At 70.1% G+C, this 26,899-nt stretch carries 26 protein-coding genes; 24 read left to right on the top strand and 2 right to left on the bottom strand.

Features of this window, described 5'->3' with window-relative positions; translation table 11 throughout:
• Positions 1-137 precede the first annotated feature (137 nt).
• From ACFPQ9_RS15020 to ACFPQ9_RS15000, 5 genes are all read left to right on the top strand, one after another.
• A complete protein-coding gene (locus ACFPQ9_RS15020; RefSeq protein ID WP_380852803.1) occupies positions 138-2,525 on the top strand; it encodes an ATP-binding protein in 2,388 nt (795 codons plus the stop codon).
• A 61-nt stretch (positions 2,526-2,586) separates the two neighbouring features.
• The gene (locus ACFPQ9_RS15015; RefSeq protein ID WP_380852800.1) at positions 2,587-3,510 is read left to right on the top strand and encodes an anti-sigma factor RsbA family regulatory protein; all 924 of its coding nucleotides are present in this window, start codon (positions 2,587-2,589) and stop codon (positions 3,508-3,510) included.
• Positions 3,511-3,585: 75 nt separating this feature from the next.
• The gene (locus ACFPQ9_RS15010; RefSeq protein ID WP_380852797.1) at positions 3,586-3,942 is read left to right on the top strand and encodes a hypothetical protein; all 357 of its coding nucleotides are present in this window, start codon (positions 3,586-3,588) and stop codon (positions 3,940-3,942) included.
• A gap of 51 nt (positions 3,943-3,993) precedes the next feature.
• Complete coding sequence (locus ACFPQ9_RS15005) at positions 3,994-5,316, top strand: Nramp family divalent metal transporter (protein ID WP_380852794.1); 1,323 nt, start codon at positions 3,994-3,996, stop codon at positions 5,314-5,316.
• Between the two features lie 120 nt (positions 5,317-5,436).
• Entirely contained in the window at positions 5,437-5,844 is a 408-nt protein-coding gene (locus ACFPQ9_RS15000) for a hypothetical protein (RefSeq protein ID WP_380852791.1), read from the top strand.
• Position 5,845: 1 nt separating this feature from the next.
• Here ACFPQ9_RS15000 and ACFPQ9_RS14995 read toward each other — a convergent pair whose 3' ends face one another.
• Positions 5,846-7,543, bottom strand: coding sequence for a chitinase (locus tag ACFPQ9_RS14995; protein ID WP_380852788.1), 1,698 nt, complete (start codon positions 7,541-7,543; stop codon positions 5,846-5,848).
• A 231-nt stretch (positions 7,544-7,774) separates the two neighbouring features.
• On the opposite strand from ACFPQ9_RS14995, the gene ACFPQ9_RS14990 reads away from it, so the two are divergent.
• The 16 genes from ACFPQ9_RS14990 (at position 7,775) to ACFPQ9_RS14915 (ending at position 20,719) form a co-directional block, all read left to right on the top strand.
• The gene (locus tag ACFPQ9_RS14990; RefSeq protein ID WP_380853894.1) at positions 7,775-8,584 is read left to right on the top strand and encodes a hypothetical protein; all 810 of its coding nucleotides are present in this window, start codon (positions 7,775-7,777) and stop codon (positions 8,582-8,584) included.
• A 60-nt stretch (positions 8,585-8,644) separates the two neighbouring features.
• The gene (gene cpaB / locus ACFPQ9_RS14985) at positions 8,645-9,352 is read left to right on the top strand and encodes a Flp pilus assembly protein CpaB (RefSeq protein WP_380852785.1); all 708 of its coding nucleotides are present in this window, start codon (positions 8,645-8,647) and stop codon (positions 9,350-9,352) included.
• A 9-nt stretch (positions 9,353-9,361) separates the two neighbouring features.
• On the top strand, positions 9,362-10,627 hold the full coding sequence (locus tag ACFPQ9_RS14980; RefSeq protein WP_380852782.1) for a CpaE/TadZ family protein: 1,266 nt from the start codon (positions 9,362-9,364) through the stop codon (positions 10,625-10,627).
• 50 nt (positions 10,628-10,677) lie between these two features.
• Positions 10,678-11,001 carry a pilus assembly protein gene (locus ACFPQ9_RS14975; protein ID WP_380853892.1) on the top strand — a complete coding sequence of 108 codons (324 nt, stop codon included), beginning with the start codon at positions 10,678-10,680 and terminating at the stop codon, positions 10,999-11,001.
• Position 11,002: 1 nt separating this feature from the next.
• Positions 11,003-11,371, top strand: a complete 369-nt coding sequence (locus ACFPQ9_RS14970) for a TadE/TadG family type IV pilus assembly protein (RefSeq protein ID WP_380852779.1) — start codon at positions 11,003-11,005, stop codon at positions 11,369-11,371.
• Between the two features lie 12 nt (positions 11,372-11,383).
• Positions 11,384-12,721, top strand: a complete 1,338-nt coding sequence (locus ACFPQ9_RS14965; protein WP_380852776.1) for a CpaF family protein — start codon at positions 11,384-11,386, stop codon at positions 12,719-12,721.
• Between the two features lie 7 nt (positions 12,722-12,728).
• Positions 12,729-13,676, top strand: coding sequence for a type II secretion system F family protein (locus ACFPQ9_RS14960; RefSeq protein WP_380852773.1), 948 nt, complete (start codon positions 12,729-12,731; stop codon positions 13,674-13,676).
• A gap of 16 nt (positions 13,677-13,692) precedes the next feature.
• Positions 13,693-14,586 carry a DUF5936 domain-containing protein gene (locus ACFPQ9_RS14955; RefSeq protein WP_380852770.1) on the top strand — a complete coding sequence of 298 codons (894 nt, stop codon included), beginning with the start codon at positions 13,693-13,695 and terminating at the stop codon, positions 14,584-14,586.
• A 231-nt stretch (positions 14,587-14,817) separates the two neighbouring features.
• Positions 14,818-16,023 (top strand): sensor histidine kinase, encoded by a 1,206-nt coding sequence (locus tag ACFPQ9_RS14950; RefSeq protein WP_380852767.1) that lies wholly within the window; start codon positions 14,818-14,820, stop codon positions 16,021-16,023.
• Positions 16,020-16,769: a response regulator gene (locus ACFPQ9_RS14945; protein ID WP_380852764.1), complete on the top strand. Its 750-nt coding sequence runs from the start codon at positions 16,020-16,022 to the stop codon at positions 16,767-16,769. The genes ACFPQ9_RS14950 and ACFPQ9_RS14945 overlap by 4 nt, the downstream gene beginning before the upstream one ends.
• Positions 16,770-16,902: 133 nt before the next feature.
• The gene (locus tag ACFPQ9_RS14940; protein WP_380852761.1) at positions 16,903-17,100 is read left to right on the top strand and encodes a Flp family type IVb pilin; all 198 of its coding nucleotides are present in this window, start codon (positions 16,903-16,905) and stop codon (positions 17,098-17,100) included.
• Positions 17,097-17,723 (top strand): pilus assembly protein TadG-related protein, encoded by a 627-nt coding sequence (locus ACFPQ9_RS14935; protein WP_380852758.1) that lies wholly within the window; start codon positions 17,097-17,099, stop codon positions 17,721-17,723. Before ACFPQ9_RS14940 ends, ACFPQ9_RS14935 begins: the two co-directional genes overlap by 4 nt.
• Positions 17,724-17,758: 35 nt before the next feature.
• Positions 17,759-18,337, top strand: a complete 579-nt coding sequence (locus ACFPQ9_RS14930) for a hypothetical protein (RefSeq protein WP_380852756.1) — start codon at positions 17,759-17,761, stop codon at positions 18,335-18,337.
• 8 nt (positions 18,338-18,345) lie between these two features.
• Complete coding sequence (locus ACFPQ9_RS14925) at positions 18,346-18,975, top strand: OmpA family protein (protein ID WP_380852753.1); 630 nt, start codon at positions 18,346-18,348, stop codon at positions 18,973-18,975.
• Between the two features lie 150 nt (positions 18,976-19,125).
• Positions 19,126-20,076 (top strand): sugar-binding transcriptional regulator, encoded by a 951-nt coding sequence (locus tag ACFPQ9_RS14920; RefSeq protein ID WP_380852750.1) that lies wholly within the window; start codon positions 19,126-19,128, stop codon positions 20,074-20,076.
• Positions 20,077-20,290: 214 nt separating this feature from the next.
• Positions 20,291-20,719, top strand: a complete 429-nt coding sequence (locus ACFPQ9_RS14915) for an ATP-binding protein (RefSeq protein ID WP_380852747.1) — start codon at positions 20,291-20,293, stop codon at positions 20,717-20,719.
• A 43-nt stretch (positions 20,720-20,762) separates the two neighbouring features.
• Here the strand turns inward: ACFPQ9_RS14915 and ACFPQ9_RS14910 are convergent, their stop codons facing one another.
• The gene (locus ACFPQ9_RS14910) at positions 20,763-21,989 is read right to left on the bottom strand and encodes a TolB family protein (RefSeq protein ID WP_380852744.1); all 1,227 of its coding nucleotides are present in this window, start codon (positions 21,987-21,989) and stop codon (positions 20,763-20,765) included.
• Positions 21,990-22,643: 654 nt separating this feature from the next.
• Between ACFPQ9_RS14910 and ACFPQ9_RS14905 the strand changes: the two genes are divergently transcribed.
• The 3 genes from ACFPQ9_RS14905 (at position 22,644) to ACFPQ9_RS14895 (ending at position 26,896) form a co-directional block, all read left to right on the top strand.
• Positions 22,644-23,234 (top strand): hypothetical protein, encoded by a 591-nt coding sequence (locus ACFPQ9_RS14905; protein WP_380852741.1) that lies wholly within the window; start codon positions 22,644-22,646, stop codon positions 23,232-23,234.
• Between the two features lie 1,844 nt (positions 23,235-25,078).
• Entirely contained in the window at positions 25,079-26,284 is a 1,206-nt protein-coding gene (gene mycP, locus ACFPQ9_RS14900; protein WP_380852738.1) for a type VII secretion-associated serine protease mycosin, read from the top strand.
• A 147-nt stretch (positions 26,285-26,431) separates the two neighbouring features.
• A complete protein-coding gene (locus tag ACFPQ9_RS14895) occupies positions 26,432-26,896 on the top strand; it encodes a hypothetical protein (RefSeq protein ID WP_380852735.1) in 465 nt (154 codons plus the stop codon).
• The last annotated feature ends 3 nt before the right edge of the window (positions 26,897-26,899 follow it).

The following is a 26,899-nucleotide window of genomic DNA, read 5'->3' as shown; positions in this document are numbered from 1 at the left end:
GGGCGGGGGAAGTGTGGTGACCCGCGCAAGGGGGGAACGGCGGGAGCGGCGGCTTGGCGGGGACCGGCGCACCCGCCGCCTCCCGGCCGCGGACTTTCCGGCTCCCTTCGTCCATCACCCCGGAGGAACGGCTGATCATGGGCGGATCAGCGCCTGGACGGGACCGGCGGCTGCCGGTCGAGACGACGAGCTTCGTCGACCGGCGCGGCGAACTCGCCGCCGGACGCGAGCTGCTGTCCAGGGCCCGGCTCGTCACGCTGACCGGGCCCGGCGGTGTCGGCAAGACCCGCCTCGCCGCACGCCTCGCGGCCTCCCTGCGGCGCACCTTCCCGGACGGCGTGCGCTTCGTGCCGCTCTCCGGCCTGGACGACCCGGCGCTCGTGCCGCTCGCCGCCGCCGGCGCGCTCGACCTGCCCGACCACTCCGCACGGCCGCCGCTCCAGGCCCTGGTGGAACAGCTGAGGGACCGTCGGCTGCTCCTGCTGCTCGACAACTGCGAGCACCTGCCCACGGCCTGCGCCGAACTCGCCGCGGCCCTGCTGCACGGCACGACCGGCGTACGGATCCTCGCCACCAGCCGCCACCGCCTCGGCCTCACCGAGGAACACCTCCTGGACGTACGGCCCCTGCCGGTGCCCGACCCGGACGGCGCCCTCGGCGCACTCGAGGGCTCCCCGGCGCTCGCCCTGTTCACCGACCGGGCCGCCGCGGTGGTCCCCGGCTTCCGCCTCACCGCCGCCAACCGGGCCGCCGTCGCCCGCCTGTGCCGCCGCCTCGACGGCCTCCCCCTCGCCATCGAACTCGCCGCCGTCCGGATGCGCGTCCTCGACATCGACCAGCTCCTCGACCGCCTCGACGACCGCTACCGCCTCCTCACCGGCGGCAGCCCCGCCTCCCTGCCCCGCCACCAGACCCTGCGCGCCGCGGTCGACTGGAGCCACGAACTGTGCACCGGACGCGAGCAGTTGGTGTGGGCACGGCTTTCGGTGCTGGCGGGGAGCTTCGACCTGGAGACGGCGGAAGCGGTGTGCGCGCCGGGCACGGCGACGGGCGCGCCGGGCGGCGAGGGAGAGCGGGCGACCCTCCACCCCCACGACGTCCTCGACGCCGTGACCGGCCTGGTCGACAAGTCCGTACTGTCCCGGGAGTCCGGACCCGACGGCGTCCGCTACCGCCTCCTCGACACCCTCCGCCACTACGGCCTGGACCGACTGCGCGCCCTGCCCGGCGAGGAGCCCGCCGCTCGCCGACGCCAGCGCGACTGGATGCTGCGCCGCGCCGTCGCCTGCGAGCGCGCCTGGTTCGGGCCCGGCCAGCGCGAGATCGTGGCCCGGCTGCGGGCCGACCAGGACAACCTGCGCACCGCCCTCGACTTCAGCCTCACCACCCCGGACGAACGCCTCGCCGGCCTGCGCCTGGCCGGCACCCTCTGGTTCTACTGGCACGCCTGCGGCGCCCCGCGCGAGGGCCGGCACTGGATCGACCGCGCCCTCGCCGCCAACCCGGAACCCACCCCGGAGAGAGCCCGCGGCCTGTGGATCGCCGGGCTCCTCGCCGCCGCCACCCACGCCCTCGCCGCGGGTCTGGCCCTCGCCCGCGACGCCCACGTGCTGGCCGAGGACCTCGACGACGCGGCGGAGGCGGCACACGCCGAGTACGTCATCGGTGTCATCACCCTGTTCATGGACGACCTGCCGACCGCGCTCAGGCACTTCGAGACGAGCGTCGCGCGCGGCCCCGTCCCCGGCCAGCACCTCAGCCTGCACGGGCTCGACCAGGTCGAACTCGCCTGCGCCCTGGGCTTCCTCGGCGAGGCCGACCGTGCCGTCGAGGTCTGCGAGCGCGCCCGCCGGATGTGCGAGCGGCACGGCGAGGAGTGGGTGCACTCCTACGTCCTGCGGATGCTCGCCCTCGCCCACACCGTGCAGCGCGACTGGGCGCGGGCCGAGCACCACGCCCGGCAGGCCCTGCGGCTGAAGATCGCCGTGCACGACGTCATCGGCATCGCCCTCACGCTCGACCTCCTGGCGCGCACCGCCGTCGAGCAGGGCACCCACGAGCGGGCGGCCGCCCTGCTCGGCGCCGCCGACCGCACCTGGACCGCCATCGACCGCGACCGCTGGGGATCGGCGACCCTCAAGTCGGCCCGCCGCGACAGCGAGGCCCGGGCCCGTGAGGGACTGGGCCCGTCCGACTACCAGCGGTCCTACGAGCGCGGCGCCGCACTCGACCTCGCCCGGACCGTCGAGTACGCCGTCGGCGACACGACCCGGCCGCGCCGGCCCACGCCCGCCCGCAGGACGAACGGCCGCCACAGGTCCGCTCCTTCGGCACCCGGGGTCCGCCTCACCCGCCGTGAGAGCGAGGTCGCCGAACTCGTCGCCCAGGGACTCGCCAATCAGCAGATCGCCGACCGCCTGGTCATCGCCCGGCGCACCGCGGAGGGCCATGTCGAACGCGTCCTGCGCAAGCTCGGCTTCCACAACCGCAGCCAGATCGCCGCCTGGGTGGCGGCGCAGCGCTGACACCCACGGCTCACAAGGCCGACCCACGCCATCGACCCGTATCCGAGGGGAGTCCGTACCGATGACCACCCGACCAGCCCCGTCCACCCCGCCGCAGGACTGCTTCGACCACCGCATGGCGGTGTTCCACAGCGACGACGAGTTCCTCGCCGCCGCCCTGCCCTTCCTCACCGTGGCCCTGGGGGCGCCCGACGAGCCGCCGCCCGTGGCCATCGCCGCGCCCGGCAACCTGGACCTCCTGCGCGACGCCCTCGGCGACGCCGCGAAGGACGTCGTCCTCGTCCCGCACACCGAGTGGTACACCGGCTCCGCCGCCAACGCCATCGCCCGCAGCGCCGGCCACCTCGCCGCCCACGCCGGCCCCGGCGGCCGTATGCATCTGCTCATGGAACCCGTCTGGGGCGGACGGGCCGGGCGCTCGCCGCGCGAGACCGCCGAGTGGATCCGCTACGAGGCGCTCGCCAACCTCCTCTTCGCCCCGTTCGCCACGACCGCCCTGTGCGCCTACGACTACCGGGTCGCGGGCCACGCCATCGTCGCCGCCGCCCGCCGGGCCCACCCCGACTCCGGCGTCTACGTGGACCCGGTCCGGCTCGCCACCGAACTCGACGCCGTGCCGCTGCCCGCGCCGCCCGCGGACGCCGAGCGGCTGCCCGGTCCGGCCCCCGCCGCCGACGCCGTGCGCACCTGGGCCACCGTCCAGGGACTGCCCGCCGCCGACGTGGAGCTGTTCACCACCGCCGTCGCCGAGGCGGCCGCCGCGCTCGGCCCGCTTCAGGGGGCCCTGCTGTGGGGCGAGGCCCCGGCGTGCGTCTGCGAGCTGCGCGTCGCGCGCCGCGTCGACGACCCGCTGGCCGGCTTCGTACCGCCGCCACGGGTGGAACCGGAACCCGGGCAGGGGCTGTGGTTCGCCCGCCAGGTGTGCGCGTATGTCGACGTCCGCGACGAGCGGGAGGGGGCGAGCGTACGGCTCCAGTACGGGTAGCGGAGTCCGCACGCAGGTAGGGAATCGGGTATTTCTCCCCCTGCGGCCGCACCCCGGCCCCGCCATCCTGGACCCATGCTGTACGGCTCTTATCCCCAGCCGCCCCTGGGGGCAGGTCATCTGAGCGTCGAGTACGACCCCCGCCCCGCCGCGGTCGGTCAGGCCCGTGCGGAGGTCCGCCGGCAGCTGGAGGGATGGGGGCTCGCGGACCTGGACGACCTGGTGGACATGGCGGAGCGACTGGTGAGCGACCTCGCCGCGAACGCCCTGCGGCAGGCGGCGAGCCGCTTCCGGCTCACGCTGTCCGCCGCGCACGGGATCCTTCGCTGCGAGGTACGCGACGGGGTGGGCAAGACGCTGTGGTTCGAGCTCGGCACATGCCGGTGTGCGCCGGGGCTGGTCGTCGGCGGGTCGTTCCGCGGCACGGACTGATCCGTTCCCGCCCCCTTGCCGGTTCCGCCTCTTTACGCTTTCTTGATCTGCATGGCGGACACCACAGGAAACCCCACGGACACTGAGGCATCCTCCGACGACAACCCCCCACTCGGTAAGTCCCGTTGGCGCTACATCGGGCCCGGCATCGTCGTCGCCGCGACCGGCGTCGGCGCCGGTGACCTGGTCGCCACCCTCATCGCGGGCAGCAACTTCGGGTACACCCTGCTGTGGGCCGCGGTCATCGGCTGCCTGGTCAAGATCTCCCTCGCCGAGGCGGCCGGACGCTGGCATCTGTCCACCGGCCGCACCCTGTTCGACGGCTGGGCCAGCCTCGGCCGCTGGACCATCTGGTTCTTCGGCGTCTACGCCGTGATCTGGGGCTTCGTCTACGGCGCCGCCGCCATGTCCTCCAGCGCCCTGCCGCTGCAGGCCCTGTTCCCGGACGTGATGGACCTGGAGTGGTGGGCCATCGCCTGCGGACTGGTGGGCCTGGTCTTCGTCTGGTTCAACAAGTACGCGGTCTTCGAGAAGGTCATGACGGTCCTGGTGGGCGTCATGTTCGTGGTCACGGTGTATCTCGCGATCCGCGTCACGCCGAACCTCGGGGACGCCTTCGCCGGACTGCTGCCCGTCCTGCCCGACGAGAAGGACTCCGTCCTCAACACCCTCGGCCTGATCGGCGGCGTCGGCGGCACCATCACCCTTGCCGCGTACGGCTACTGGGTCAACGCCAAGGGCTGGACGAGCACCGGCTGGATGAAGGTGATGCGGCTCGACAACCGCGTCGCGTACATCACCACCGGGATCTTCGTGATCGCGATGCTCTTCGTCGGCGCGGAGCTGCTGCACTCGGCGAACGTGGCCATCGCGAGCGGCGACAAGGGACTGCTCCAGCTCAGCGACATCCTGGAGGAGGAGTACGGCACGGCGACGGCCAAGTTCTTCCTGATCGGCTTCTTCGCCACCTCCTACACCTCCCTGATCGGTGTCTGGCACGGCGTGAGCCTGATGTTCGCCGACTTCGTGGCCCGGTTCCGGGGCCAGGGCGAGCAGAAGGGCGAGGCGGTCGCCTCCGGCGCACGCGAACGCTCCTGGCCGTTCCGCGCGTACCTGCTGTGGCTGACCTTCCCGCCCATCGTCCTGCTCTTCCAGGACCAGCCCTTCCGCCTGATCATCATCTACGGCGTCCTGGGCGCGGCCTTCCTGCCGTTCCTCGCCGGCACCCTGATCTGGCTCCTCAACTCCTCCCGCACCCCCGTGCAATGGCGCAACGGCGCACTCAGCAACGTGATGCTGGCGATCGCCGGACTGCTGTTCCTGGTGCTGTGCGTGAAGCAGGTCTGGGACCAGCCCTGGTCGGAGTTCTTCTAGCGGACTCCCCTCCCGGAAGGGAGGGGAGCATTCGATGACGCGGTGAACCGGGGAGAATGTGTCACCGCAGCACCGAGAAGTTCACCGCGAGCACGAGAACCAGGACCCAGGACCTCACGGATGACCCAGCAGCCACCCCCACCCGGACCGGGCTTCGGCCCGCCCCCGCCGCAGTACGCGCCCGCGCCACCCCCGTACGCCCCCGCACCGCCCGCGTACGCCCCGGTCCCGCCGCAGCCGGCGCCGGCGGGTCCGGATTTTCTGGCCGTCGACAAGCGCAACGCCGTCGTCGTCGACGCGTCCGGCGTCGCCTTCGAGCTGTCCGGCTACACGCTGGAGTTCCGCTGGCCGGAGATCCACGGTGTGCACTACAAGCCGAGCCCGGACGGCAAGGCCCTGATGGTGGCCGTGGTCCAGTTGGACGGCCGGTTCCACGAGTGTGTGGTGGAGGCCAAGCCCCGGGCCCGGCTGCAGGAGTGGCTCGCGCAGCTGGCCTGGGTGCTCGGCCACTACCGTCCTACGGGGTGAGCTACGGCAGCGCGTGCACGTGCGGGCCCACCGCGTTCGACCAGGCGTTGCCCGCCGTCGCGTCCCAGTTCGTGGACCAGGTCATCGCGCCCCGCAGGTCGGGATAGGTCCGCGAGGGCTTGAAGGAACCGCAGCCCGTGCCCTTGGCCAGGCAGTCCAGGGCGTTGTTCACGACGGACGGGGCGACGTACCCGCTGCCCGCGCCCCGGGTCGAGGCCGGCAGACCCAGGCCGACCTGGGACGGGGCCAGGCCGCCCTCCAGCTGGATGCAGGCCAGGGCGGTCAGGAAGTCCACCGAGCCCTGGCTGTAGACCTTGCCGTCACAGCCCAGCATCGAACCGCTGTTGTAGTACTGCATGTTGACGACCGTGAGGATGTCCTTGATGTTCAGGGCCGTCTGGAAGTAGGAGTTCGACGTCGACTGCATGTCGATGGTCTGCGGCGCCATGGTGATGACCAGGGACGAGCCGGCCTTCCCGGACAGCGAGCGCAGCGCCTGCGTCATGTAGGTCGCGTTGAGGCCGTTCTCCAGGTCGATGTCGACGCCGTCGAAGCCGTAGGTCTGCATGAGCGAGTACACCGAGTTCGCGAAATTCGTCGCCGACGTCGAGTCGTTCACGGACACCGTGCCGCGCTCGCCGCCCACCGAGACGATGACCTTCTTCCCGGCGGCCTGCTTGGCCCTGATGTCCGCCTTGAACTGGTCGACGGTGTAGCCGCCGAGGCCGGCCGAGTCCAGGTTGAAGGTGACCGCGCCCGGCGTCGAGGTCGCGTCCGCGAAGGCGACCGCGATGATGTCGTACTGGGACTGGACGTCGGCGAGCTTCTGCACCGTGGCGCCGTTGTTGAAGTTCTGCCAGTAGCCGGTCACCGCGTGCTTGGGCAGCGCCGGACCCACCGGACCGGCCGTGGTCGTACCCGTCACCGTCGCCGACTTCGGCGACTCACCGGCCGCGTTGGTCGCCGTGACCTGGAAGGAGTACGACGTCGAGGCCGAGAGCCCGGTCACGGTCGCGGAAGTGCCGGTCACCGCGGTGACCTTCGTACCGGCGCGGTAGACGTTGTAGCCGGTCGCGCCCGAGACGGTGTTCCAGGCCAGGGAGACGGACGAGGAGGTCGTACCCGAGACGCTGAGCCCGCTCGGGGAACCGGGGATCGTCGGCGTCGGGTCGGTGCCACCGCCGCCGTCGGGGCCGTACACCGACAGGTCGTCCGCGTAGTAGGCGGCCTGTCCGTACCAGCCGTGCGTGTACACCGTGACCGAGGTCGTCGAGGCGCCGGTGGTGAAGGTCGTCGACAGCTGTTTCCAGGCGGAGGAGTCCGGGGTCCAGGTCGACACGTCGGTGGTGCCCGTGCCCGTCACGCCCAGGTAGGTGTAGCCGCCCTGGACCCAGGCGCTCAGCGTGTACGTCGAGTTGGGCTTGACGGCCACGGCCTGGGTGCAGCGGGCGTTGTCCTGCCCGGCCGGGGTCGCCTTCAGCGCGGTCGCGCCGCCGTGCACCGGGGAGGAGACGGTCGTGCCGCTGTTCGCGGAGCACGTCCAGTTGCTCAGGCCGGCCTCGAAGCCGGCGTTCTTGGCGTTGTTGACGTCCGCGGCGGACGCGTGGCCCGCGCCGAGGAAGGTGAGGGAGAGGGCGGTGGTGACGGCCGCCGCCCAGAGGCGTGCCGTGCGGGGCCTCTGTCGTCTGTTTGTGAACATGTCAAATAAGTTGGTCCAGACCAATCCCGGTGTCAAGGTGTTCCGGACGTGGAGAATTGGTGTGCGTAACCTGCCCCGTTTTGGCGTGAGTTGTGTGAGTGGAGTTGCTTCTCCGCTGGAGAGAAGCTGTTCTCCGGCCGCGGAGCCGTGGATACAGTGCTCAAATAGTCACGCAATGAAGTCATCGGGGAGCTGCGCGTGCCAACTGCCATTGCCGTGACGAGCGCCGACATGGCGCTGCCGGCGCAGGACGAGCGAACCGTGCCCGCCGTCGTGCTCCAGGACCTCGAACACGAGCCGCTGGAGCGGTCACTGGCGGGCATGCAGACGCTCGTCGAGCAGCACGGCCATGTGATCGTCGTCTGCTCGACCGCGGCCTCCCGCGCCGTACGGCAGCGGCTGCACACCGTACGGTCCCTGCTGGAGAGCGACCGGATCGCCGTCTTCCGGCCCGAACTGCCCCCGCTCGCACTGGCCGTCCTGGCCCGCCAGCTGCGCCAGCTCGCCTCCTGCGACCTCAGCCCCGGCGTCCTGGCCTCGGCCGGCCGGCTGCTCACCCACTACCTGCACGCCGGGGCGCTCCTCGGCTCCGTCACCCGGCTCGACCGCGTCCCCGTCGACCTCAAGTCGCACGCCAAGTCCTGGATGCCCGGCAGCCAGTTCGGCGTCCTCGCCCATCCGGCCCCGTACCTCGCGCGCATGGCCCCCGGAGTCACCCTGCCCGGCCCGGAGTTCAGCACGTCGATGCTGGTCGCCCAGGGACAGCTCCAGTCCGACTGGGTCACCGCGACCCTGGCCAAGTCCTGGAACGCACAGGGCCTGCGTGAGGTCGTCCTGCCCGCCGAGTCGGCCACCTGGTGGGGGACAGCCAAGCTGATCGAGTTCTGTGCCTATCTGCCCGACCTGTCGGTGCTTTACCAGCTCGTCACCTCCGTACGGCAGAACTCCTGTCACTGGTGCGGCATCGACGTCATAGGCGACCGCTGCGTCTTCTGCTCCGCCACCCCGCCCGTCCACGAGCAACCGGCCCGCGCAGGCTGACCGGACCCGAGCCCCATCCGACCGCCCCCGACCGATTCCCCCAATGAGGTTGCACGGTTCATGAACTCCCGTCAGCGCCGCGGCGTGATACTCCTGCTCCTGTCGATCGTCTGCGCCCTCGGCGCCTTCGCCGGTGTCCTGTCCGTCATCAACGACGTGAAGTCGAAGGTCGGCCCGGAGGTCACGGCCTACCGGCTCAAGAGAGAAGTGGCTCCCTACACACCGCTCACCGCGGGCCAGTTCGAGAAGATCCAGATGCCCGAGCGGTGGCTGTCGAAGAACGCCGTCACCAGCCTCCGCGAGATCCAGGGCAAGATCGCCGTCACGACCCTCAAGCCGGGCTCCCTGCTCCAGAGCGACATGATCGTCGACCAGCCCGCCCTGCAGACCGGCGAGCAGGAGCTCGCCATCATGATCGACGCGGCGACCGGCGTGGCCGGCAAGATCACCCCGGGCTCCAAGGTCAACGTCTACGCCACCTTCGAGGGCGCCCGCGACTCGGACCCCGACCAGTCGCGGCTGATCGTGGAGAACGCCCGCGTGATCGACGTGGGCGAACTGACCTCGCTGAAGCCCGACGAGGACGACCGGCGCCGGGAGCCCACCGAGGCCGTCCCGATCACCTTCGCGCTGGAGCCGATCGACGCCCAGCGCCTGACGTACGCCGAATCGTTCGCCGACGAGGTCCGGCTCGCCCTGGTGGCACCCGGCTCCGACTCCGACATCCCCGCGACGAACCGCACGTACGAACTCGCCAAGGACAAGTGAGAGGCCCCCATGCCCACGAGGATCCTCCCGGCCGTCGGCGACGCGGACGCGGTCCGGTCCCTCACGACGCTGCTCAGCCAGCTCCCCGACGCCGAGCCGGTCGCCCCGGTCACCGACTCCACCCAGCTCGTCGACACCCTGGCCCGCCTGGCCGCCGAGTCCATCGACGAACTCCCCGAGGTCGTCGTCGTCCACGAACGCATCGGCCCCGTCCCGGCCCTGGAACTCATCCGCGACGTGGCCCTGCGCTTCCCCGCGGTCGGCGTCATCCTCGTCACCTCCGACGCGAGCCCCGGCCTCTTCCAGGCCGCCATGGACTACGGCGCACGCGGTCTGGTGGCCCTGCCCCTGAGCTACGAGGAACTGGCCAGCCGGGTCAACGCGGTGGCCCAGTGGTCCATGGGCGTACGGCGTCATCTGGGCGCCGGCGGCGATGTCTTCAGCGGCGTCGGCGGCACCGTGGTGACAGTGAGCGGCGCGAAGGGCGGCGTGGGGGCGACCCTGACGGCCATCCAGCTGGCGCTGGCCGCGCAGACGTCGGGCCGCGACGCCGCGCTGCTCGACATGGACCTCCAGACCGGCGACATCGCCTCCTACCTGGACATCCAGTTCCGCCGCTCGGTCGTCGACCTCGCCGCCATCAACGACATCACGCCGCGGGTCCTGGCCGACGCCGTGTTCCGGCACGACTCGGGCGTGGCGCTGCTGCTCGCCCCCGGCGACGGCGAACGCGGCGAGGAGGTCACCGACCGCGCCGCCCGCCACATCGTCAGCGCCCTGCGCTCCCGCTACGAGGTCGTCGTCATCGACTGCGGCTCCCAGCTCTCGGGCGCGAGCGCCGCCGCCGTGGAGATGGCCGACACCGCCCTGCTCGTCACCACGCCGGACGTGGTCGCGGTGCGCGGTGCCAAGCGCACGGTGCGGATGTGGGACCGCCTCCAGATCCGCAAGGCGGAGGAGACGATGATCGTCGTCAACCGCCACACCCGCAGTGCGGAGATCCAGCCCGCCCTGATCCAGCGCATCACCGGCACCGGCATCGCCGCCACCGCGATCCCCGCCAACTTCAAGGAGCTCCAGGGCGCCGTCGACTCGGGCCGGGTGCACGAACTGGACCCCAAGAGCACGGTCAAGCAGGCACTTTGGGGTCTCGCGGGGGAACTGGGGCTGGTCAAGGGCACCGAAGGGGCGGCCCCGCAGCGCCGCGACGGCCGGGCACGCGGCACGGACCGGGCGGCGCTGACCTTCCGGAGGCGGAAGGAGATAGGGCGGTGAAAGGGCGGCCCGGGGACGACCGGGGTCAGGTGACCGTCGAGTTCCTCGGAATGCTGCCGACGATCATCGTGACCCTGGTGCTGCTGTGGCAGTGCGTGCTGGTGGGGTACACGTTCACGCTCGCGGGGAATGCTGCGGACGAAGCGGTACGGGCGGGCACGGCCACCGAGGGGCAGGCGGGGTGCGAGGAGGCAGGGCTGCAGCACCTGCCCGAGGCATGGCAGGGGGACGCCGAGGTGGGGTGCGCCGCGAGTGGTGGATTCGTCACGGCCGATGTGACCCTCCAGGTGCCGGTCCTGTTCCCCGGGGCGATCGGCTTCCCGTTCACGGTGGAGGGGCACGCCGGGGCCGTCCAGGAGGAGAAGGGGGACTGAGATGGGGACCGAGATGTCGTACGACACGAAGGTCCGAATCCGTGACCGCGGTCAGGTCGCCATCGAGTACCTCGGGTTCATCCCGATCCTGATCCTCGTCGCCCTGGCCGGTGTGCAGGTCGGGCTGATCGCCTACGCCGCCCAGCAGGCCGGTACGGCGGCCCGGGCTGGGGCGCGGGCGGCCTCGTTGGAGGAGAGCGCGCAGGACGGATGTGCGAACGCGGTCAGCGACTGGCTGAACGTGACCTGCGTCCCCGAGGAGGGAGGCGACTCGGTGACCGTCACCGCCACCGTCGAGATCCCGTCGCTCGTCCCCGGCTGGAACTTCGACGACGCCCAGAAGACCGCGACCATGCCGCTCGACCGCTGAACGAGGATCCACATGAGCCTGAGGTCACGCATCAACACCCCCGAGGAGCACGGCAGCCGGGGCGAGGACGGGCATCTCGTCGCCTCGTACCGGGCCAAGCTGCTCGAGGAGATCGACCTCGCGGAGATGAGCTCGCTGGCGGCGGCCGAGCGCCGGGCCCGCCTCGAGCGGGTGCTCGGGCACATCATCAGCCGCGAGGGCCCGGTGCTGTCGACGGTCGAGCGCTCACAGCTGATCCGCAGGGTCGTCGACGAGGCGCTCGGCCTGGGCATCCTGGAGCCGCTCCTGGAGGACGCCTCGATCACCGAGATCATGGTGAACGGCCCGGACGCGATCTTCGTGGAACGCGGGGGCCGCGTCGAGCAGTTGCCGCTCCGCTTCCCCTCCCACGACCAGCTGATGCAGACCATCGAGCGGATCGTCTCGACCGTGAACCGGCGGGTCGACGAGTCCAACCCGATGGTGGATGCCCGGCTCCCCTCCGGCGAGCGCGTCAACGTGATCATCCCGCCGCTGTCCCTGACCGGCGCGACCCTCACCATCCGCCGCTTCCCCCGCTCCTTCACTTTGCACGAGATGACCGGCCTCGGCTCGCTCGACGAGCCCATGGTGTATCTGCTGGCCGGGCTGGTGCAGGCGAAGTTCAACGTCATCGTCTCGGGCGCGACGGGCACCGGGAAGACGACCCTGCTGAACGCCCTGTCCGGGCTGATCCCCGAGACCGAGCGCATCATCACCATCGAGGACTCCGCCGAACTCCAGCTCCAGCAGTCCCACGTCATCCGCCTGGAGTCCCGCCCGCCGAACGTCGAGGGCAAGGGCCAGGTCACCATCCGCGACCTGGTCCGCAACTCCCTGCGCATGCGCCCCGACCGGATCGTCGTCGGTGAGGTCCGCGGCGGCGAGTCCCTCGACATGCTCCAGGCGATGTCGACCGGCCACGACGGCTCGCTGGCCACCGTGCACGCCAACAGCGCAGAGGACGCCCTGATGCGGCTGAAGACCCTCGCGTCGATGTCGGACGTCACGGTCCCGTTCGAGGCGCTGCACGACCAGATCAACAGCGCGGTGGATGTGCTGATCCAGCTGACGCGGTTCCCGGACGGAGCGCGCAGGATCACCGAGATCGCCATCCTGGACAGCCATGGCGCGGAGCCGTACCGCCTCGTCACGGTGGCCCGCTTCAACGCCCAGCCCATGACGCCGGACGGCCGCGTCCACGGCGCCTTCGCCTACTTCCCGCTGCCACGCCGCACCGCGGACCGCCTCTACATGGCGAGCCAGCCAATCCCGCAGGCCTTCGGCGTCGCCCAGTCACCGCTCGAGCTCGCCACCCGAGAAGCCAGGTAGGACCCCCATGGACCTCGATAGCCGCATCACGCTCACCACCGGCATCGCGCTACTGACCTGCGCGCTGGCCGTCGTGGGCGTGCACGCGTACGCCGCAGGACGGGCCCAGCGCCAGGCCCTGGTCGACCGGCTCTCCGCCACCGGCCAGCTCTCCGGGGCGGGCGGCCGGCGGCGCCGATTCGCCGACCTGGACCGGCGGCTGCGCCGTACCCGGCCGGGCAAGCAGCTGGAACTGCGGCTGGTGGCGACGGGCCTGGACGTCACCCCCGGCGAGTTCTTCGTCTACATGCTGGCGACGGTGGCCGGGCTGTGGCTGATCGGCCAGGCCGCGCTGGCCCCCTTCTTCGGCCCGATCGCCGGCCTGCTGGGTGTGGGGGCGGCGGTCCAGTTCCTCAACTGGCAGCGCCAGAAGCGCATCGAGCGGTTCATCAACCAACTCCCCGAACTGGCCCGCATCCTCGCCAACGCAGCCCACGCCGGGCTCGCCCTGCGCACCGCGATCGGCCTGGCGGCGGAGGAGCTGGAGGCACCGGCCGGCGAGGAACTGGCCAAGGTCTCCAACCAGCTGGCGCTGGGCGCCTCGATGGACGACGCCCTCGGCGAGCTCGCCGAACGCCTCCCCTCCCGCGAACTGGTCGTCCTGGTCACCACGCTGGTGCTGTCCAACCGGGCCGGCGGCCAGGTCGTCAGCGCGCTGCGGAACCTCACCGAGACGCTGGAGGAGCGCAAGGAGACCCGGCGCGAGGTCCGCACCCAGCTCTCGCAGGTCAGCATGACGTCGTACGCCGTCCCGGTCCTGGGCATCGGGTCGTTGTTCCTGATGAACGGCGTGCAGGACGGCGCCCTGGACCGGATGACCGGCTCGCCGCTGGGCCAGGCGGCGGTGCTCATCGCCTTCGGGCTGTACGCGGTGGGCTTCATCCTGATCCGCCGTATGTCGCGGATCGACGTCTGAGGGGCGGGGAAGGCTGATGGGAATCGGAATCCTCCTCGCGACCGTCATGGCCCTGGGCGTCGGGGGCGTCTTCGCCGCCATCCGTCTGTACCGGTCGGAGACCAGACTGCCCAGCGATCTCGCGCTGGCCCTGGAGGTCGGCGCGACCCGCACCGGCGCCGTGGACTCCCTCGTCGACCGCATGGGCATGCGCTACGCGCCCGCCGTACTGCGTCTGATGGGCCCGAAACTGGTCGCCAAGTACCGCCGCAAGATCGACCTCGCGGGCAACCCCGGCGGTCTGACGATCGACCGCTATGCCGCACGGCGCGCGGTGTACGGCTTCCTCGGCGCGGTCGGCTTCCTGGTGTTCCTGCTGCGCGGCCAGGTCCTGGTCGCGCTGCTGCTGCTCGCGTTCGGCGCGTTCTGGACGGAGGTCGGCATCTGGTCGGCGATCCGGATCAGGAAGGACGAGATCGAGCGCACCCTGCCGGACTTCCTGGACGTCCTCGCGGTCGTCGTCAGCGCGGGCCTGGGCTTCCGCCAGGCACTCGACCGGGTCGCCACCAGGTACGAGGGCCCCTGGGCCGACGAACTGCGCATCACCCTGCGCCAGATGGACCTCGGCATGAGCCGCCGCCAGGCCTTCGCGGAACTGCGGCGGCGCAACGACTCCGAACAGGTCGCCATGTTCGTCACCGCCCTCCAGCAGGGCGAGGAGCTCGGCGCGCCGATCGTCGACACCCTGGTCGCCCTGGCCAAGGACATGCGCCGCACCGACGCCCAGAACGCCCGTCGCAAGGCGGCCCGCGCGGTGCCCAGGGCCACTCTGATGATCACCACGTTCATGGTTCCGGCGACCATGCTCCTGCTGGGGGCGGGGCTGCTGCTGGGGTCGGGCACGGACTTCGGGTCGCTGACGGGGGAGTAGGGGGGAGAGCGGATGGCACTGACGGTGCACAGGCCACGGCGCGGTCGGCGGAAGGCGGCGGACGGCGCGCGGAAAGCCGCCGATGGTGCTCGGGCACCCCAAGGGTCACCCGCACGTGGCGATGAAAGCCGCACCGGTGGTGCGGGTGGGAACGCAAGCCCGGCCGAAGGCCGGGCGCACCCCCGCCCGCCCGCGGTGAAGCCCGCACCGGAACGCAACGCCCTCCAAGCCATGTGCCGCCAGGTCTTCGGCTTCCGACTGGCCATGATCGCTCTCGCCGCCCCCGCCGCCCTGCTCAACGCGGCCCCCGGCCTGGGCTCCCGCCTCGTCGGCGCGGCGGTCGTGGTCACGTTCATGGGCTCCTACGTCCTGTTCCGCGACTGGGAACGCTTCGGCCCGCTCCTCCTGCGCCACCCCACCCTCCTGGCCGCGGACACCCTCTTCACCTCACTCCTGCTGATCTCCGCGGGCCCCGACACGACCTTGGCCTACGTCAGCGTCTGCACCCCGCTCCTGGCCGGCATCGTCTACGGCTACCGGGGCGCGGCGGTCTTCGCGAGCGCGCAGTCCCTGATCCTGCTCCTGGCCTACGCGATCAACACGGACGCGAGGTCGGCGAGCCTGGCGGACAAGCTGCTCCTCCCGGGCCTGTGCGTCATCACGGGCGCGCTGGGATCGTCTCTGCGCCACCTCATGCTCCGCTTCGGCACGGCCACCCAGGCCCTGACGACCGTCCAGGCCCGCCTCGCGGTCACCGAGGCGGTGAGCGCGGAACGGGCCCGGCTGGCCCGCGAGATGCACGACTCGGTCGCGAAGACGTTGCACGGAGTGGCGCTGGCTGCGGACGGCCTGGCCATCTCGGCGAGGACCACCCCGATGGACCCGGCCCGCATCGCACAGCAGGCGGAACTGGTGTCCCGCTCGGCCCGAAGAGCCGCGGCGGAGTCCCGGGAACTCCTCGCGGACCTGCGCCGCGAGTCCGACCCGGACCGGATGGCGGACGTGACCCCCGAACTGACCCGACAGACCGACGACTTCACGGCCCGCACGGGCGTACCGGCGACGTACGGCCCCACGGGCGACGCCCCCGCGCCTCCCGTTCCGCCCGCCGTGGCCCGCCAACTCCTCATCATCACCGCGGAGGCCATGGAGAACGCCCACCGCCACGCGAAGCCGACGAGGGTCGACGTCCGGGCCGGCGTCCGGGGCGACGTGCTCTGCCTGACGATCCAGGACGACGGTGAGGGCCTGCCGCCCGGCACCACCCTCGAACAACTCCGCCGCACCGGCCACTTCGGCCTCCTCGGCATGGCCGAGCGAGCCGCCTCGATAGGAGCCCGCATCCACTTCGGCAAGGGCACCCACACCCGTGGCACGGAGGTCCGCCTGGAACTGCCGCTGGCGGCCCTCACGACGACGAAGGCGACCACCCCATGAAGACGGCCCAGTCACCCCCGCCCGACCCGCCCCTGCGCCTGGTCGTGGCCGACGACAACCCGGTGGTCCGCGCGGGCCTGACGGCCCTGCTCTCCGCCCACGCGGACATAAGGGTCGTGGCCGAGGCGACGAACGGTCACGAGGCCCACGAGGCGGCCCGCGAACACCGCCCCGACGTGATCCTGCTGGACGTACGGATGCCGGGTACGGACGGCATCACCGCCCTTCCGCATCTCGTACGGATCGCGCCGGTGATGATGCTGACGTACAGCGGAGAGTCGGAGACGGTCCGCGAGGCGCTGAGGCTGGGGGCTTCCGGTTATCTGGTCCACGGTGAGTTCACGACGGACGAACTGATCGAAGCCGTACGGGAGATCAGGGCGGGCCGGACCCGGCTCACGCCCACGGCGGCCGCTGCGGCAACGGCTCCGCTCGCGCAAGCAAATGATGAACTCCCAACTGTTACAGGGAGTTCTCCCGAACTGCTTTCGCAATCGCAATCAAATGTGGGACAGTCATCCCCATACAGGTCACGGTTCCTGTTGAGCAGGAGGGAGGCGGAGATCATGGACCTCATCGCGGCGGGCATGAACAACCAGCAGATCGCCGCCACCTGCTTCATCAGCGAGAAGACGGTCAAGAACCACATCAACCGCATCTTCGCCAAACTCCACAGCACGAGCCGGGCGGAAGCCGCCGCCAAGTGGCTGGGCACGGCCCCGGGTTCACACCCAGGACGGAGCTGACCGGCGATGACGGACCGTCGGTTTTCGGCCGAGGCCCGGAATTGGGCCCAGGGACCCTCTGGTGTTCGGGGAATTCCCGCTTACTTTTCTCCCGAGACTTCTCGCAGCACCTTGCAGCCCGGAGGGGAACACCATGAGCAACTGGATCAACACCACCGTCACCCACCTGCGCTCGCGCGCCACGCGCGACGACAGGGGGCAGACGGCGGTGGAGTATCTGGGCATCATCGCGGTGGTGGTGGCGATTGTGTTGGCCATTACGGGGACCGATATCGGGCAGACGATCTACAACGCGATCACGGACAAGATCACCGAGGTCACCGGCGGTTGACGAGACCCCGACGGCACGACGACGCAGGGCAGGCCTTCCCCATCTACATCACGGTGGTGGCAGGTCTGCTCTTTCTCGCGTTCGCGTACCTTGCGGTCGGCCAGGCCGCGGCAAACAGGAACGGAGCCCAGACGGCCGCTGACGCGGCCGCGCTCGCGGCGGCACAAGAGACCAGGGACCGACTCGCGGGGGACTGGTTGGAGGTCGTGGGCGACCCGACGAAGTGGCAGGACATCCTCGACGGTGACACCGCACTGTTCGACGGCTGCTGGAGGGCCGACGAACTCGCGGCTCAGAACGACGCCGGTGTCCAGTACTGCGGGCGGGAAGGGCTGTTGGGCTACAAGGTGGACGTCAAGACCGACAAGTCTGTCGGCGACTCCATCGTCCCTGGCACGGAGGACAAGCACTCGACGGCGTCAGCCATCGCCGTGATCAAGCCTCTGTGCACGTTCGATCCTCCCGGCGAGGACGCCGATGAGGGCGAGGGCGAGGGTGACGGGAACGACACACTCCCACTGCCGCAACTCACTTGCGACGACGTGGGCTGGGACCTCGACCCGGACGATCCGACGACTCTTCCGGACCCCGAGGACCTCTTCGACGTCCACCTGGCCGACTGACAAAGCGAACGACGAGTGACGAAGGAAGCAGAGGCATGAGCATTCGGTTCACCACGAAGGCCCGTAGGGGGATGGTCGCGATGACCGTCGCGGCCGGACTGGCCCTCGGTGCGGCCGGCTGCGGCAGTGGAGGCGACGACGGGAAGCCGGAGTCCTCGCCGTCCGCCACGAAGAGCGGTGGGTCGGGTCCGAGTGCCCAGGAGGGGCAGTCGGGTGACCCCTTGGCCGAGTTGAAGGGCCCCAACGGTCTGCTGCTCCAGATCACCTCTGCCGCCCGGGACACGGGCGGATTCATCACGGTCAACGGCGAACTGAAGAACGACGGCGACAAGACGCTGACCATCCCCGCGCAGCTGAGCGGCAACGAGACGGAGATCATCAGGAACGGCCGGTCGCTGGGCGGAGCCACGCTGGTCGACTCCAAGGGCAAGAAGCGCTACTACGTCCTGCGGGACACGGACGGCCGCCCCCTCACCACGACAGGCATCTCTTCCATCAAGTCGGGCGAAACCATCCCCGTGTTCATGCAGTTCCCGGCGCCGCCCACGGACACCGCCGACGTGTCGTTCCAACTGCCCCTGTTCGCGCCGGCCGACATCACGATCTCCGGGTGAGGCCCCCCATGACCCGCACCCCCCGCCTCACCCTGACCCTCACCGCGGCCGCCCTCATGGTCGCCGCCAACCTTCTCGGCGCCACCACGGCCGACGCGGACGACGACCCCAGCGTGCCGCCCGGGACCGAGGCCACGGCCGCCGCGCCCGTCGAGGTGGACGCCAACGACCCCGACCTCAAGCTCCCGGAAGGCGCGACGCTGGCCGAAGCCAAGGTTCTGGACATCAAGCAGGTCGTCGAGGACCAGACCGGTGAGGAACGCCGGGAGGACACCAACGCGGACGTGAAGTTCGCGCTCCAGGCCGAGGTCCTGTTCCCCAAGGACAGCGCGAAGCTGACCGGCGAGGCGAAGGCGCGTATCGCGTCGATCGCGGAGGAGATCGAGAAACAGAACGCCACGCGGATCCGCGTCTTCGGTTTCACCGACAACCTCGGTTCCTCGGCCCACGGCGACGTGCTGTCCAGGAAGCGCGCCAACGCCGTACAGGGAGTCCTGGACGCTGAACTGAACGACTCCACGGTCACCTACGAGGTGCGGGGCTACGGCGAGCAGTACCCGATCTCCTCGAACGAGACGGAAGAGGGCCGTAAGAAGAACCGTCGGGTGGAGGTGTCCTTCCCGCGCTCGGAAAGCTGACACGCCCCACGAACGACTCCGTAGGTATCGGCGGCGAGACGCGTTGACAGTCCCCTTCGTGGCGCTTTAATGGGAGAAACAGCGCATATGAGACCGACCTGCTCATCCGAGCATCGTCGCCGAAGCGCCCTTCCGAAAGGCCAGGCTGTCATGCGCGCACATCACGCCGGCCCGGAATACCTGGTGCAGACGGCGGCGATGGCCCGGCGGTTCTATCTCGAGGGCAAGTCCAAGATGGAGATCGCCGAGGAATTCGGGATCAGCCGTTTCAAGGTCGCCCGGACCCTGGAATCGGCCCTGCGCGACGGCCTGATCCGGTTGGAGATCCGCATCCCCGCCGAACTCGACGCCGATCTCTCCGACGCGCTGCGCAGCCGCTACGGCCTGCGGCATTCCATCGTCATCGACGACCGCCCCGACGTCCTGGAAGACGCGGTGCAGGCCACCCGCCGCCTCGGCGCGGTCACCGCCGACCTCCTCGCCGAAATCGTCACGGACAACGATGTCCTCGGAATGGTCTGGGGTCCCGAGATCGAGGCCGTAGGCGTCGGACTGACCACACTCGCCCGATGCACGGTGGTCCAGCTGTGCGGAGTGACCCCGTTGCGCCCCGTGGACGCGACGGCCGTGGAGGCGGTACGCCGGGCCGCCACGATTTCGCGGGGAGTCGTCTACCCCATTTACGCACCCCTGTTGCTGCCCGATGCCACGACCGCCCGGATGCTGCGGGAACAGCCCGGAATCGTGGACGCCGTGAGCCGTTTCGACCAGGTGACCAAAGCCGTGGTCACCGTCGGCGCATGGGGGCCGGGGCTCTCCACCGTGTTCGACGCACTCGGTGAGGCCGAGCGGGAGGAATACCGGGGCCGTGGAGTGTGCGCCGAAGTCGCCGGGCAACTGCTCGACGCCGAAGGGCGCACCATCGCCCCGGAACTCGCCGAGCGGGTGATCGCCATCGGATTCGAAGAACTGCGCAAGGTGCCGGAAGTGCTCCTCATGGCCGATGGCGTCCAACGCGCGACCGCCACCGCGGCGGCCCTCAGGACGGGCCTCTTCAACGGAATCGTCACCGACGCCGGGGTCGCCAGAACGCTGCTCTGACCAACCAAGGACCGCCACCGGGCGTCATGCGGTAAGCGCATGGCGTCACCCGGTTCCACTCTGTTCCCTCTCCTTCTGCTCGTCTGAGCAGGAACTGCTCATGTTTTCCCTGGGGATCCCGATTCCTATTGACATCGACTTTTGCGGATCTTTAATGGAATGCACATCGGCCATATGAGCTCCCGCTGCTCATCCGAGCGAAAGTCGCAATGCAATGGCTGCTACGACTGAAATAGCCATCCCCCGAATTGCCGAGCCGACGACCGCGTCGCTCACCATGCCGGCAGCACTGCACTCCGCCCGGAAGGCGCGGACCTTCACCGCCCAGGCGATGCGCCGGTGGGGCGGAGCGGAGGACATCGTCGAAGCCGCTGTGCTGATCGTCTGCGAACTGACCACGAACGCCATTCGCCACGGAAGCGGACCGGTCACGCTCCGACTGCTGCTGAAACCCCATGCACTCCACATCGAGGTGCACGACGGATCCGTGCTGCCCCCGGTGAAGCGCACGGCCCGGCGCGACGAGGACAGCGGGCGCGGCATGCTCATCGTCGACGCACTCGCCGACACCTGGTCATGCGGAACGGCCCCCGAGGGCGGCAAGTGGGTCCGCGCGACCGTGGCGCTGCGCACGACCGGGTAGTGCGCAGCGCGCGAGCGCGACTCTTTTAGCTGCAGCTTCAGCTTCAGCGCATGCGACGGACGAACACGTCCATCACGCCGTTCGTATCACCCGGCACGAACCGCTCGCCGTCGAACCCCGAGAAGGCAACGGTCCCCGCGCGGGCGTCCATCCGAGCGTCGATGGCGTTCCCGGCCTTGCCGTCCTGGTTCGGGGAGGCCAGGGCATCGGCGCCCGTGCGCAGGTCACGGACGTAGGCGGCGTCCTCGGTGGTGAGGACGGCCCAGACGTCGAGCAGCACCTTCGTGCCGTCGGCGGAGACGGCGTCCACGGACAGCACACCTTCCGCACCGGGCACCGTCGCTTCGACGCGCGTGAGGGCGCCGGTGCGCAGGTCGCGTACGAACGGGTTGAAGCTGGCGTTCGGGTCGGGCCCAGGAACCAGGTTGGAGGCGGCGGAAGTGAAGGCGAGGGTGGAGCCGTCGGCGCTGAGGAGCGGACCGGTGGCGGCCTTGTCGGCCGGGCTGCCGTCGTACGTGGTGTCGCCCTGGACCGTACGTCCGGTACGCCGGTCATGGACGTACAGGTCACACCAGTCACCGCGCGGCGGGGTGCCGGTCACGTCCTCGAAGGCGACCTTCCGGCCGTCGGCGCTCAGGGACGGGGCACGGAAGGTGTGGCCGGGCCCCATGTCGCGGCTGATCCGCTCGGTGCGGTGGGCACGCAGGTCGCGTACGTAGACGGCGCCGGCGCCCTCGCTCTCCACCCCGTACGCGGCGAACGCGACGGTGCGGCCGTCGGCGGAGAGGGCGGGGGTGTGCGCGCCGCGGTGTTCGGGGTCGAGGCCGACGTCGGCGCGCTCGGTCCGCCCGGTCCTCAAGTCCCGTACATACACGGCTGATTCACCGTCACCGCCGTTGAGCCCGTTGACCCCATAGGCGACGTATCGACCGCTCGCGCTGAGCACGGGGAAGTAGATGTCACCGCCGTCGGCTGCCACGCGCTGAAGGGTTCCGGTGCGCAGGTCGCGGACGAACAGGTCGGCACGGTCGTTGGTGTCGCCGGGCACGAGGTTGGTCGCGTGCGAGGTGAACGCGACGACGTGGCCGTCGGCACTGACGACGGGACGGCCGGAGGAACCGTTCGCCTGGGTGCCGTCGGCGGCGACGCTGATGCGCAGGGTGTCGGTGGGAGCGACGGCGGGTGCGGGCGTGCCGGCTTGCGCCGCGACGGCCGAGGGGAGGGCGGCGGCCGCCGACAGCACCACAGCGAGCGCACCAACACCCGCCACCCGTAAGGCTCTTCCCCGCTGCTCAGTTCTGGTCATGTGTTCCCCCTGGAAGGTCAGGTGCCCCGGCCCGGTGCCAGGACCTTCAGGGGATGCAAGCGCACCTCGGACGCAAGGGCAATCCGCAGATATACTCACAACCTGGACGGGCTTCCGAACGTCTGCGCGGCACCAACTCCCGCGCCCCCGCGCTGCTTTCTCTGGGCGGCCCTACTCCCGTACGGCATTGGACACTCCGCACCCACACCGCATTCCAGCCGGTACGCATGTGGACGGGAGGGTGGGCCACCTGCTCTGAGGTGGTGCCTCCTTTCGGGCGCCTCGGGTGTTCGCATCGCGAAACATGAGGTTGGGCGGGGTGGAATGCCGGGCTCGGGTTGCAGACGGGGCTCCTTCGCGATGCTGGCCGGTTGGCCGGGTCGTGGTGCGGTATGGCTGATTCCGCCTGCCGAGGTCACCGGCGGTTGGGCGGGCTTTTCGGCCATCGGTGGCGTCGGTGGTGGGAGTGTGTGTCACTGTTTCGTGACGTTGGGTTGTGACCGGCTGTGCCCAACTTGCCCGGATACACGCCTACTTGCGGGCGCAAAGAGGGTGTACGAATTGTCAGTGCCCGTAGCTAAGGTGACAGCTGACGCTTTGGCTAACGGGGAGGACGCTGTGGCGGACGAGGGGCCGATCGACGTACCTGTGGCGGATCCGGATGCGTGGGCGGAGGGCTTGCTGGGGGGAGCGGCCGCCGGGTGGGGCGCGGATGCGTTCGGCGTCGGCGGAGCCTTCCGGGCAACGGCTTCGGCTGCCGGTGATGTCGTCACCGAGCTGCAGTCGTTCACGAAGTTCCGGGACCGTATTGATGCGCTGCTGCGGGAGTTGCGGGAGGGTCCGGCGGGCCCGAAGCAGGTGGGGCAGGATGCGATGGTGCGGGCCAGTTTCGGTGGCGGGGCCGGCGGCTGGGGTGAGGCGGCCGGTGTGTTCACCGCGTACGAGACGGTGATCTCGGAGCTGGAGAAGCTGTCCGGGATGCTGACGGACTCGATCGAGGGGATGAGCATCGCGGTCCTGGCCTCGCACAAGGGCTACGAGAACGTGGATGCGGAGACGCGCGGGCGGATGCTGGCGATCAGCACGGGCACGGCGAAGCACTACGGCGGAAGCTACGAGCCGCAGATTCCGAGTGCGCCTGGTGGAGCGACCACGAAGCCGGGCGATATCCCGGGTGGTGGCGACACGTCGGGTGCGTCGGGCTTCTGAATCGACGGCCGGTCGCGCGTGACGGGGACACACACGGGGAGACGAGATGGGCGAAGCGGGCAAGGGCGGCGGCAGGACGTCGTTCGAAGGCATGAGCCACGAGGAGATGCTGGCTTGGTTGGATCAGGCCGACGCAGGCGCGGTGGTAGCTGCCGCGGCCAAGCTGAAGAAGGTCGCTGCGGAGATTGAGAAGGCCGGGCAGGAGCTGAAGACGCGTCCGCAGTGGGTGGCGTGGAAGGGTGAGGGCGCGGATGCGTTCCGCACTTGGGGCTCCGACCTGGCGAATGCGACGTTGCGTCTGGCGGAGTACAGCGCGGGCGCGGCGAAGTGGCTGGACCAGGCCGCCGGCACGATCGCGAATGTCCAGGCGGCGATTCCCCGGGACACGAAGTACGGCCAGTCCCTACTGAGCACGGCGCAGGCGAACCTGGAAGCAGCGAAAGCCGCACCCAAGGACCCCGACTCGGCTTCCGTGACCCGTGATTCCACCAGGGACATCCAGGCGGTGCTGGGCCAGCGGGAGGCGGACCGGCAAGAGGCTGCTCAGCAGATGAGGAAGCTCGGGGAGTCGTACACGCTGTCTGCGCAGCAGATGGACTCGCTGGAGAGGCCGAAGTTTCCGCCGCCGCCCAAGGCTGTGCAGCCGCCGAAGGACATCATCACAAGTGAAGGTCTCGCGCGTTCTGGTGGTGGCGCTGGCACAGATGGAAGCGGCACTACCGGATCGGCTACTGGCGAACGTGACTATGGCTCGGTGAGCCCAGGTAATGGAGCTGGTGGGTCGGTTGACGCTCCCGAGAACTCCGGCCATGCTCCAGGAGCCCCTGCCGGAGGAACTCTGCGCCCGCATCCTCCCACGGGAGTGGAGATCGACAGCGTCGCTACCTTGCCCGAGGCGCCAGCTGCGCCGTCGGGGCCGCCGAGTGGCCCGCCACTCGCAGGAGGACGGCCGGATGGACCGGCGACCATGCCTCCCGGAGTTGTACCTCCCGTGGTCGGAGGCACGCAAAGGCCGACCAGCCCTTCAGCTGGGGCAGGCCGCCCCACTCCTGGATTCCGGCCCCCGGTGGCCCCTGGGCAACGTCCGATGGGCACCGGGCCTTCCGCCCAGCGCCCCACAGCAGGAGGAGGCATCACGGGCGGGCGGCCAGTGCCTCCGTCTCCAGGACGGGCCAATGGCGGCATCCCTCGGGGCACGGTGATCGGCGGTGAGGGTGTGACCGGTCGTGGGCCGGCGGGCCAGCCCGTCGGTACAGGAAGGCCTGGGGCCGTTCAGGGCGGATCGGGCAGTGGCCGTCGCGTCGCAGGACAGCCCGAGGGCATTGTTGGTGGTCGCCCGCAGGGGGCGGGCGGCGTGAACGCCGGCCCCGTCAGTGCCGGCGGCTCCAACACGGCACGTGGCGCGACTACCTCCACTCCAGGCGGCGGGACAGCTGGTCGCCGCTTCGCCCCGGAAACTGGAGGCATCGTCGGCGGCCGTCCTCAGCAGGCTGGGACGGGGAGTGCGCGTCACTTCACCCCGGGCGGCTCTGGAGCGGTACACGGTGCTCCCGGCGACAGCAGGCGCCCTGCAAGCCCTGCAGCTCAGGACGGAACGCGCGGCGAACGGGCAGCCTCAAGCGCGGCACGCCGGCCAGGCGAGCCACAGCAGGGGGCCGGACCGGTTGGCCGTGGCGGACATGCGGTGCCGCCGGGCTCTCGCCCCACCGAGTCGCGTCGTGAGGATCGCCGAGGCGAGCGCCCCGACTACCTCACCGAAGACGAAGTGACCTGGCAGCAGGGTGCTCGTCGCGCGACACCGCCCGTCATTGACTGAACCCGTGAGGACCGTAAGAAGAATGCCGATGCCCACCAGCAACACGCAGCGTCTCACTCACAGGACCCTGATCCCGGGAGTACTGGCAGCCCTGCTGGTGGGCACCGCCGCCGCGCCGTCCCATGCGGAGTCCATCCGTTCCAAGCAGTGGCATCTGACCGCCATGAAGGCGGAGGAGATGTGGAAGATCACCAAGGGGGAGGGTGTCACCGTCGCAGTCATCGACAGCGGGGTCGACGACAAGAACCCCGATCTCCCCGGCCGGGTGCTGGAGGGGAAGGACTTCGCGCTAGAAGCGCCGGGCGATCAGCACACCGACTACCGCAGCCACGGGACAGGCATAGCTGGATTGATCGCCGGAACCGGCGAGAGCGGAGCCGGGGATGGAGCTTTCGGCCTCGCCCCAGGGGCGAAGATCCTGCCCATTCGGGTACCCCTGAACGCCACCGTATTCGCCAAAGCGATCAGGTACGCCGTCGACGCAGGGGCCAAGGTCATCAACATTTCCATGGCGGGAGGAGGAACCGCCGTGTGGAATCCAGAGAGCGAGGCTGTGAAGTATGCCTTGAGTAAGGGAGCTTTGATCTTCGCAGGCGTCGGCAACGACGGAGACTCTTCTCTCGCTTACCCTGCCGCCACTCCAGGAGTCGTCGGAGTAGGGGCGATCGGCCAAGATCTCCGCAGGACCGCCGAGTCACAGTACGGTCCCCAGGTGGACCTGACCGCGCCGGGCACCGAGTTGGTCCACGCTTGCCGCTACAAGACGGGCCTGTGTAACTCCCATGGCACGAGTGGCGCCACCGCCCTTGTCTCGGCAAGCGCGGCTCTCATCTGGTCGAAACACCCTGACTGGACCAACAACCAGGTCCTCAGGGTGATGCTCAACACCGCTGGCGGACCAACGAGCGGCGCGAAGCGGAACGACTCCATCGGCTACGGAATCGTGCGTCCACGGATCGCCCTGACGACTCCTGGCGATCGCGGTCCAGCCGACGAGTACCCTCTCCCAGACCTTGCCGCTGCAGACGCCAAGTCCCCGTCCCCACAGGCCTCTGAGCCCGCAGGTAACAAGAACGAGGAAGATAAGCAGTCCGCCGTCCCCGCACGCGACGATGACAGCGACCCGGCGCTCTGGATCAGTCTGGGCGTAGGCGCCGCCGCCCTGTTCGGCGCCACAATCGCCACCCTCGTAGTGCGCACCCGACGCCGCAACACGACGTCCACCGCTCACTGAGTACAGATACTCAGACGCTCTGGTGGCAGATACGGATGGGGCACGTGATGCAGTGCTACTACCGTACTTCGCGACCACCGCAGCATCGCGGGCCGCACGTTCACAACCGTTCGACGGCTTACGACAAAACACGGGGAGGGACCACGCATGGCGTGGGAGGAGTGGGAGCAGCTCAAAGCCGCGGTGGCCGAGCGGCACGCCGCGCAGATGCAGCTCAACCAGTTGCCGGCCGATGCAGGAGGCGGCGGCTCAAGCGGTGGCGGCGTTACCGGCAAGGTGAGGTCAGACAAGGCCGCGTGGTCCAAGGCGGGAAAGGACGTCAGCGACCTGCGAGACAACGCCGGTAAGGCGCTGACCAAGCTGAAGGACGGCCAGACGGGACTCGGCAAGGATCCGGGGTGCTTGACCGCAAGGGCCCAGCAGGGCGTGTACCACTCCTGGGAGCGCCGGATCAGGGACATCAGTGAGCTGTGCGGTGGGCTCGCCGGCGTGCTGGAGAAGACGGGCAACGACCAGCTGAGGACCGACGAGGCAATCAAGTCCGAGATCGCGGGCCTGAAGGTCCGCTCCGAGGATGCACCGGCTGCCGGCAGCGCGGGCAAGGGCTGGTGATCT

The organism is Streptomyces coerulescens, assembly GCF_042657965.1.
Classification (GTDB): domain Bacteria; phylum Actinomycetota; class Actinomycetes; order Streptomycetales; family Streptomycetaceae; genus Streptomyces; species Streptomyces coerulescens.
This window is presented reverse-complemented; position numbering and strand designations above follow the sequence as displayed.

Excerpts from the sequence above, each read along its gene's own strand:
- ACFPQ9_RS14895 (WP_380852735.1), top strand. The coding sequence starts at position 26,432 with ATGGCGTGGGAGGAGTGGGAGCAGCTCAAAGCCGCGGTGGCCGAGCGG.
- ACFPQ9_RS15010 (WP_380852797.1), top strand. The coding sequence starts at position 3,586 with ATGCTGTACGGCTCTTATCCCCAGCCGCCCCTGGGGGCAGGTCATCTG.
- ACFPQ9_RS14960 (WP_380852773.1), top strand. The coding sequence starts at position 12,729 with ATGGACCTCGATAGCCGCATCACGCTCACCACCGGCATCGCGCTACTG.
- ACFPQ9_RS14990 (WP_380853894.1), top strand. The coding sequence starts at position 7,775 with ATGGCGCTGCCGGCGCAGGACGAGCGAACCGTGCCCGCCGTCGTGCTC.
- ACFPQ9_RS15000 (WP_380852791.1), top strand. The coding sequence starts at position 5,437 with ATGACCCAGCAGCCACCCCCACCCGGACCGGGCTTCGGCCCGCCCCCG.
- mycP (WP_380852738.1), top strand. The coding sequence starts at position 25,079 with ATGCCCACCAGCAACACGCAGCGTCTCACTCACAGGACCCTGATCCCG.
- ACFPQ9_RS15020 (WP_380852803.1), top strand. The coding sequence starts at position 138 with ATGGGCGGATCAGCGCCTGGACGGGACCGGCGGCTGCCGGTCGAGACG.
- ACFPQ9_RS14930 (WP_380852756.1), top strand. The coding sequence starts at position 17,759 with ATGAGCATTCGGTTCACCACGAAGGCCCGTAGGGGGATGGTCGCGATG.
- ACFPQ9_RS14980 (WP_380852782.1), top strand. The coding sequence starts at position 9,362 with ATGCCCACGAGGATCCTCCCGGCCGTCGGCGACGCGGACGCGGTCCGG.
- ACFPQ9_RS15005 (WP_380852794.1), top strand. The coding sequence starts at position 3,994 with ATGGCGGACACCACAGGAAACCCCACGGACACTGAGGCATCCTCCGAC.
- ACFPQ9_RS15015 (WP_380852800.1), top strand. The coding sequence starts at position 2,587 with ATGACCACCCGACCAGCCCCGTCCACCCCGCCGCAGGACTGCTTCGAC.
- ACFPQ9_RS14945 (WP_380852764.1), top strand. The coding sequence starts at position 16,020 with ATGAAGACGGCCCAGTCACCCCCGCCCGACCCGCCCCTGCGCCTGGTC.
- ACFPQ9_RS14955 (WP_380852770.1), top strand. The coding sequence starts at position 13,693 with ATGGGAATCGGAATCCTCCTCGCGACCGTCATGGCCCTGGGCGTCGGG.
- cpaB (WP_380852785.1), top strand. The coding sequence starts at position 8,645 with ATGAACTCCCGTCAGCGCCGCGGCGTGATACTCCTGCTCCTGTCGATC.
- ACFPQ9_RS14965 (WP_380852776.1), top strand. The coding sequence starts at position 11,384 with ATGAGCCTGAGGTCACGCATCAACACCCCCGAGGAGCACGGCAGCCGG.
- ACFPQ9_RS14925 (WP_380852753.1), top strand. The coding sequence starts at position 18,346 with ATGACCCGCACCCCCCGCCTCACCCTGACCCTCACCGCGGCCGCCCTC.
- ACFPQ9_RS14995 (WP_380852788.1), bottom strand. The coding sequence starts at position 7,543 with ATGTTCACAAACAGACGACAGAGGCCCCGCACGGCACGCCTCTGGGCG.
- ACFPQ9_RS14940 (WP_380852761.1), top strand. The coding sequence starts at position 16,903 with ATGAGCAACTGGATCAACACCACCGTCACCCACCTGCGCTCGCGCGCC.
- ACFPQ9_RS14970 (WP_380852779.1), top strand. The coding sequence starts at position 11,003 with ATGGGGACCGAGATGTCGTACGACACGAAGGTCCGAATCCGTGACCGC.
- ACFPQ9_RS14915 (WP_380852747.1), top strand. The coding sequence starts at position 20,291 with ATGGCTGCTACGACTGAAATAGCCATCCCCCGAATTGCCGAGCCGACG.
- ACFPQ9_RS14920 (WP_380852750.1), top strand. The coding sequence starts at position 19,126 with ATGCGCGCACATCACGCCGGCCCGGAATACCTGGTGCAGACGGCGGCG.
- ACFPQ9_RS14975 (WP_380853892.1), top strand. The coding sequence starts at position 10,678 with ATGCTGCCGACGATCATCGTGACCCTGGTGCTGCTGTGGCAGTGCGTG.
- ACFPQ9_RS14950 (WP_380852767.1), top strand. The coding sequence starts at position 14,818 with ATGTGCCGCCAGGTCTTCGGCTTCCGACTGGCCATGATCGCTCTCGCC.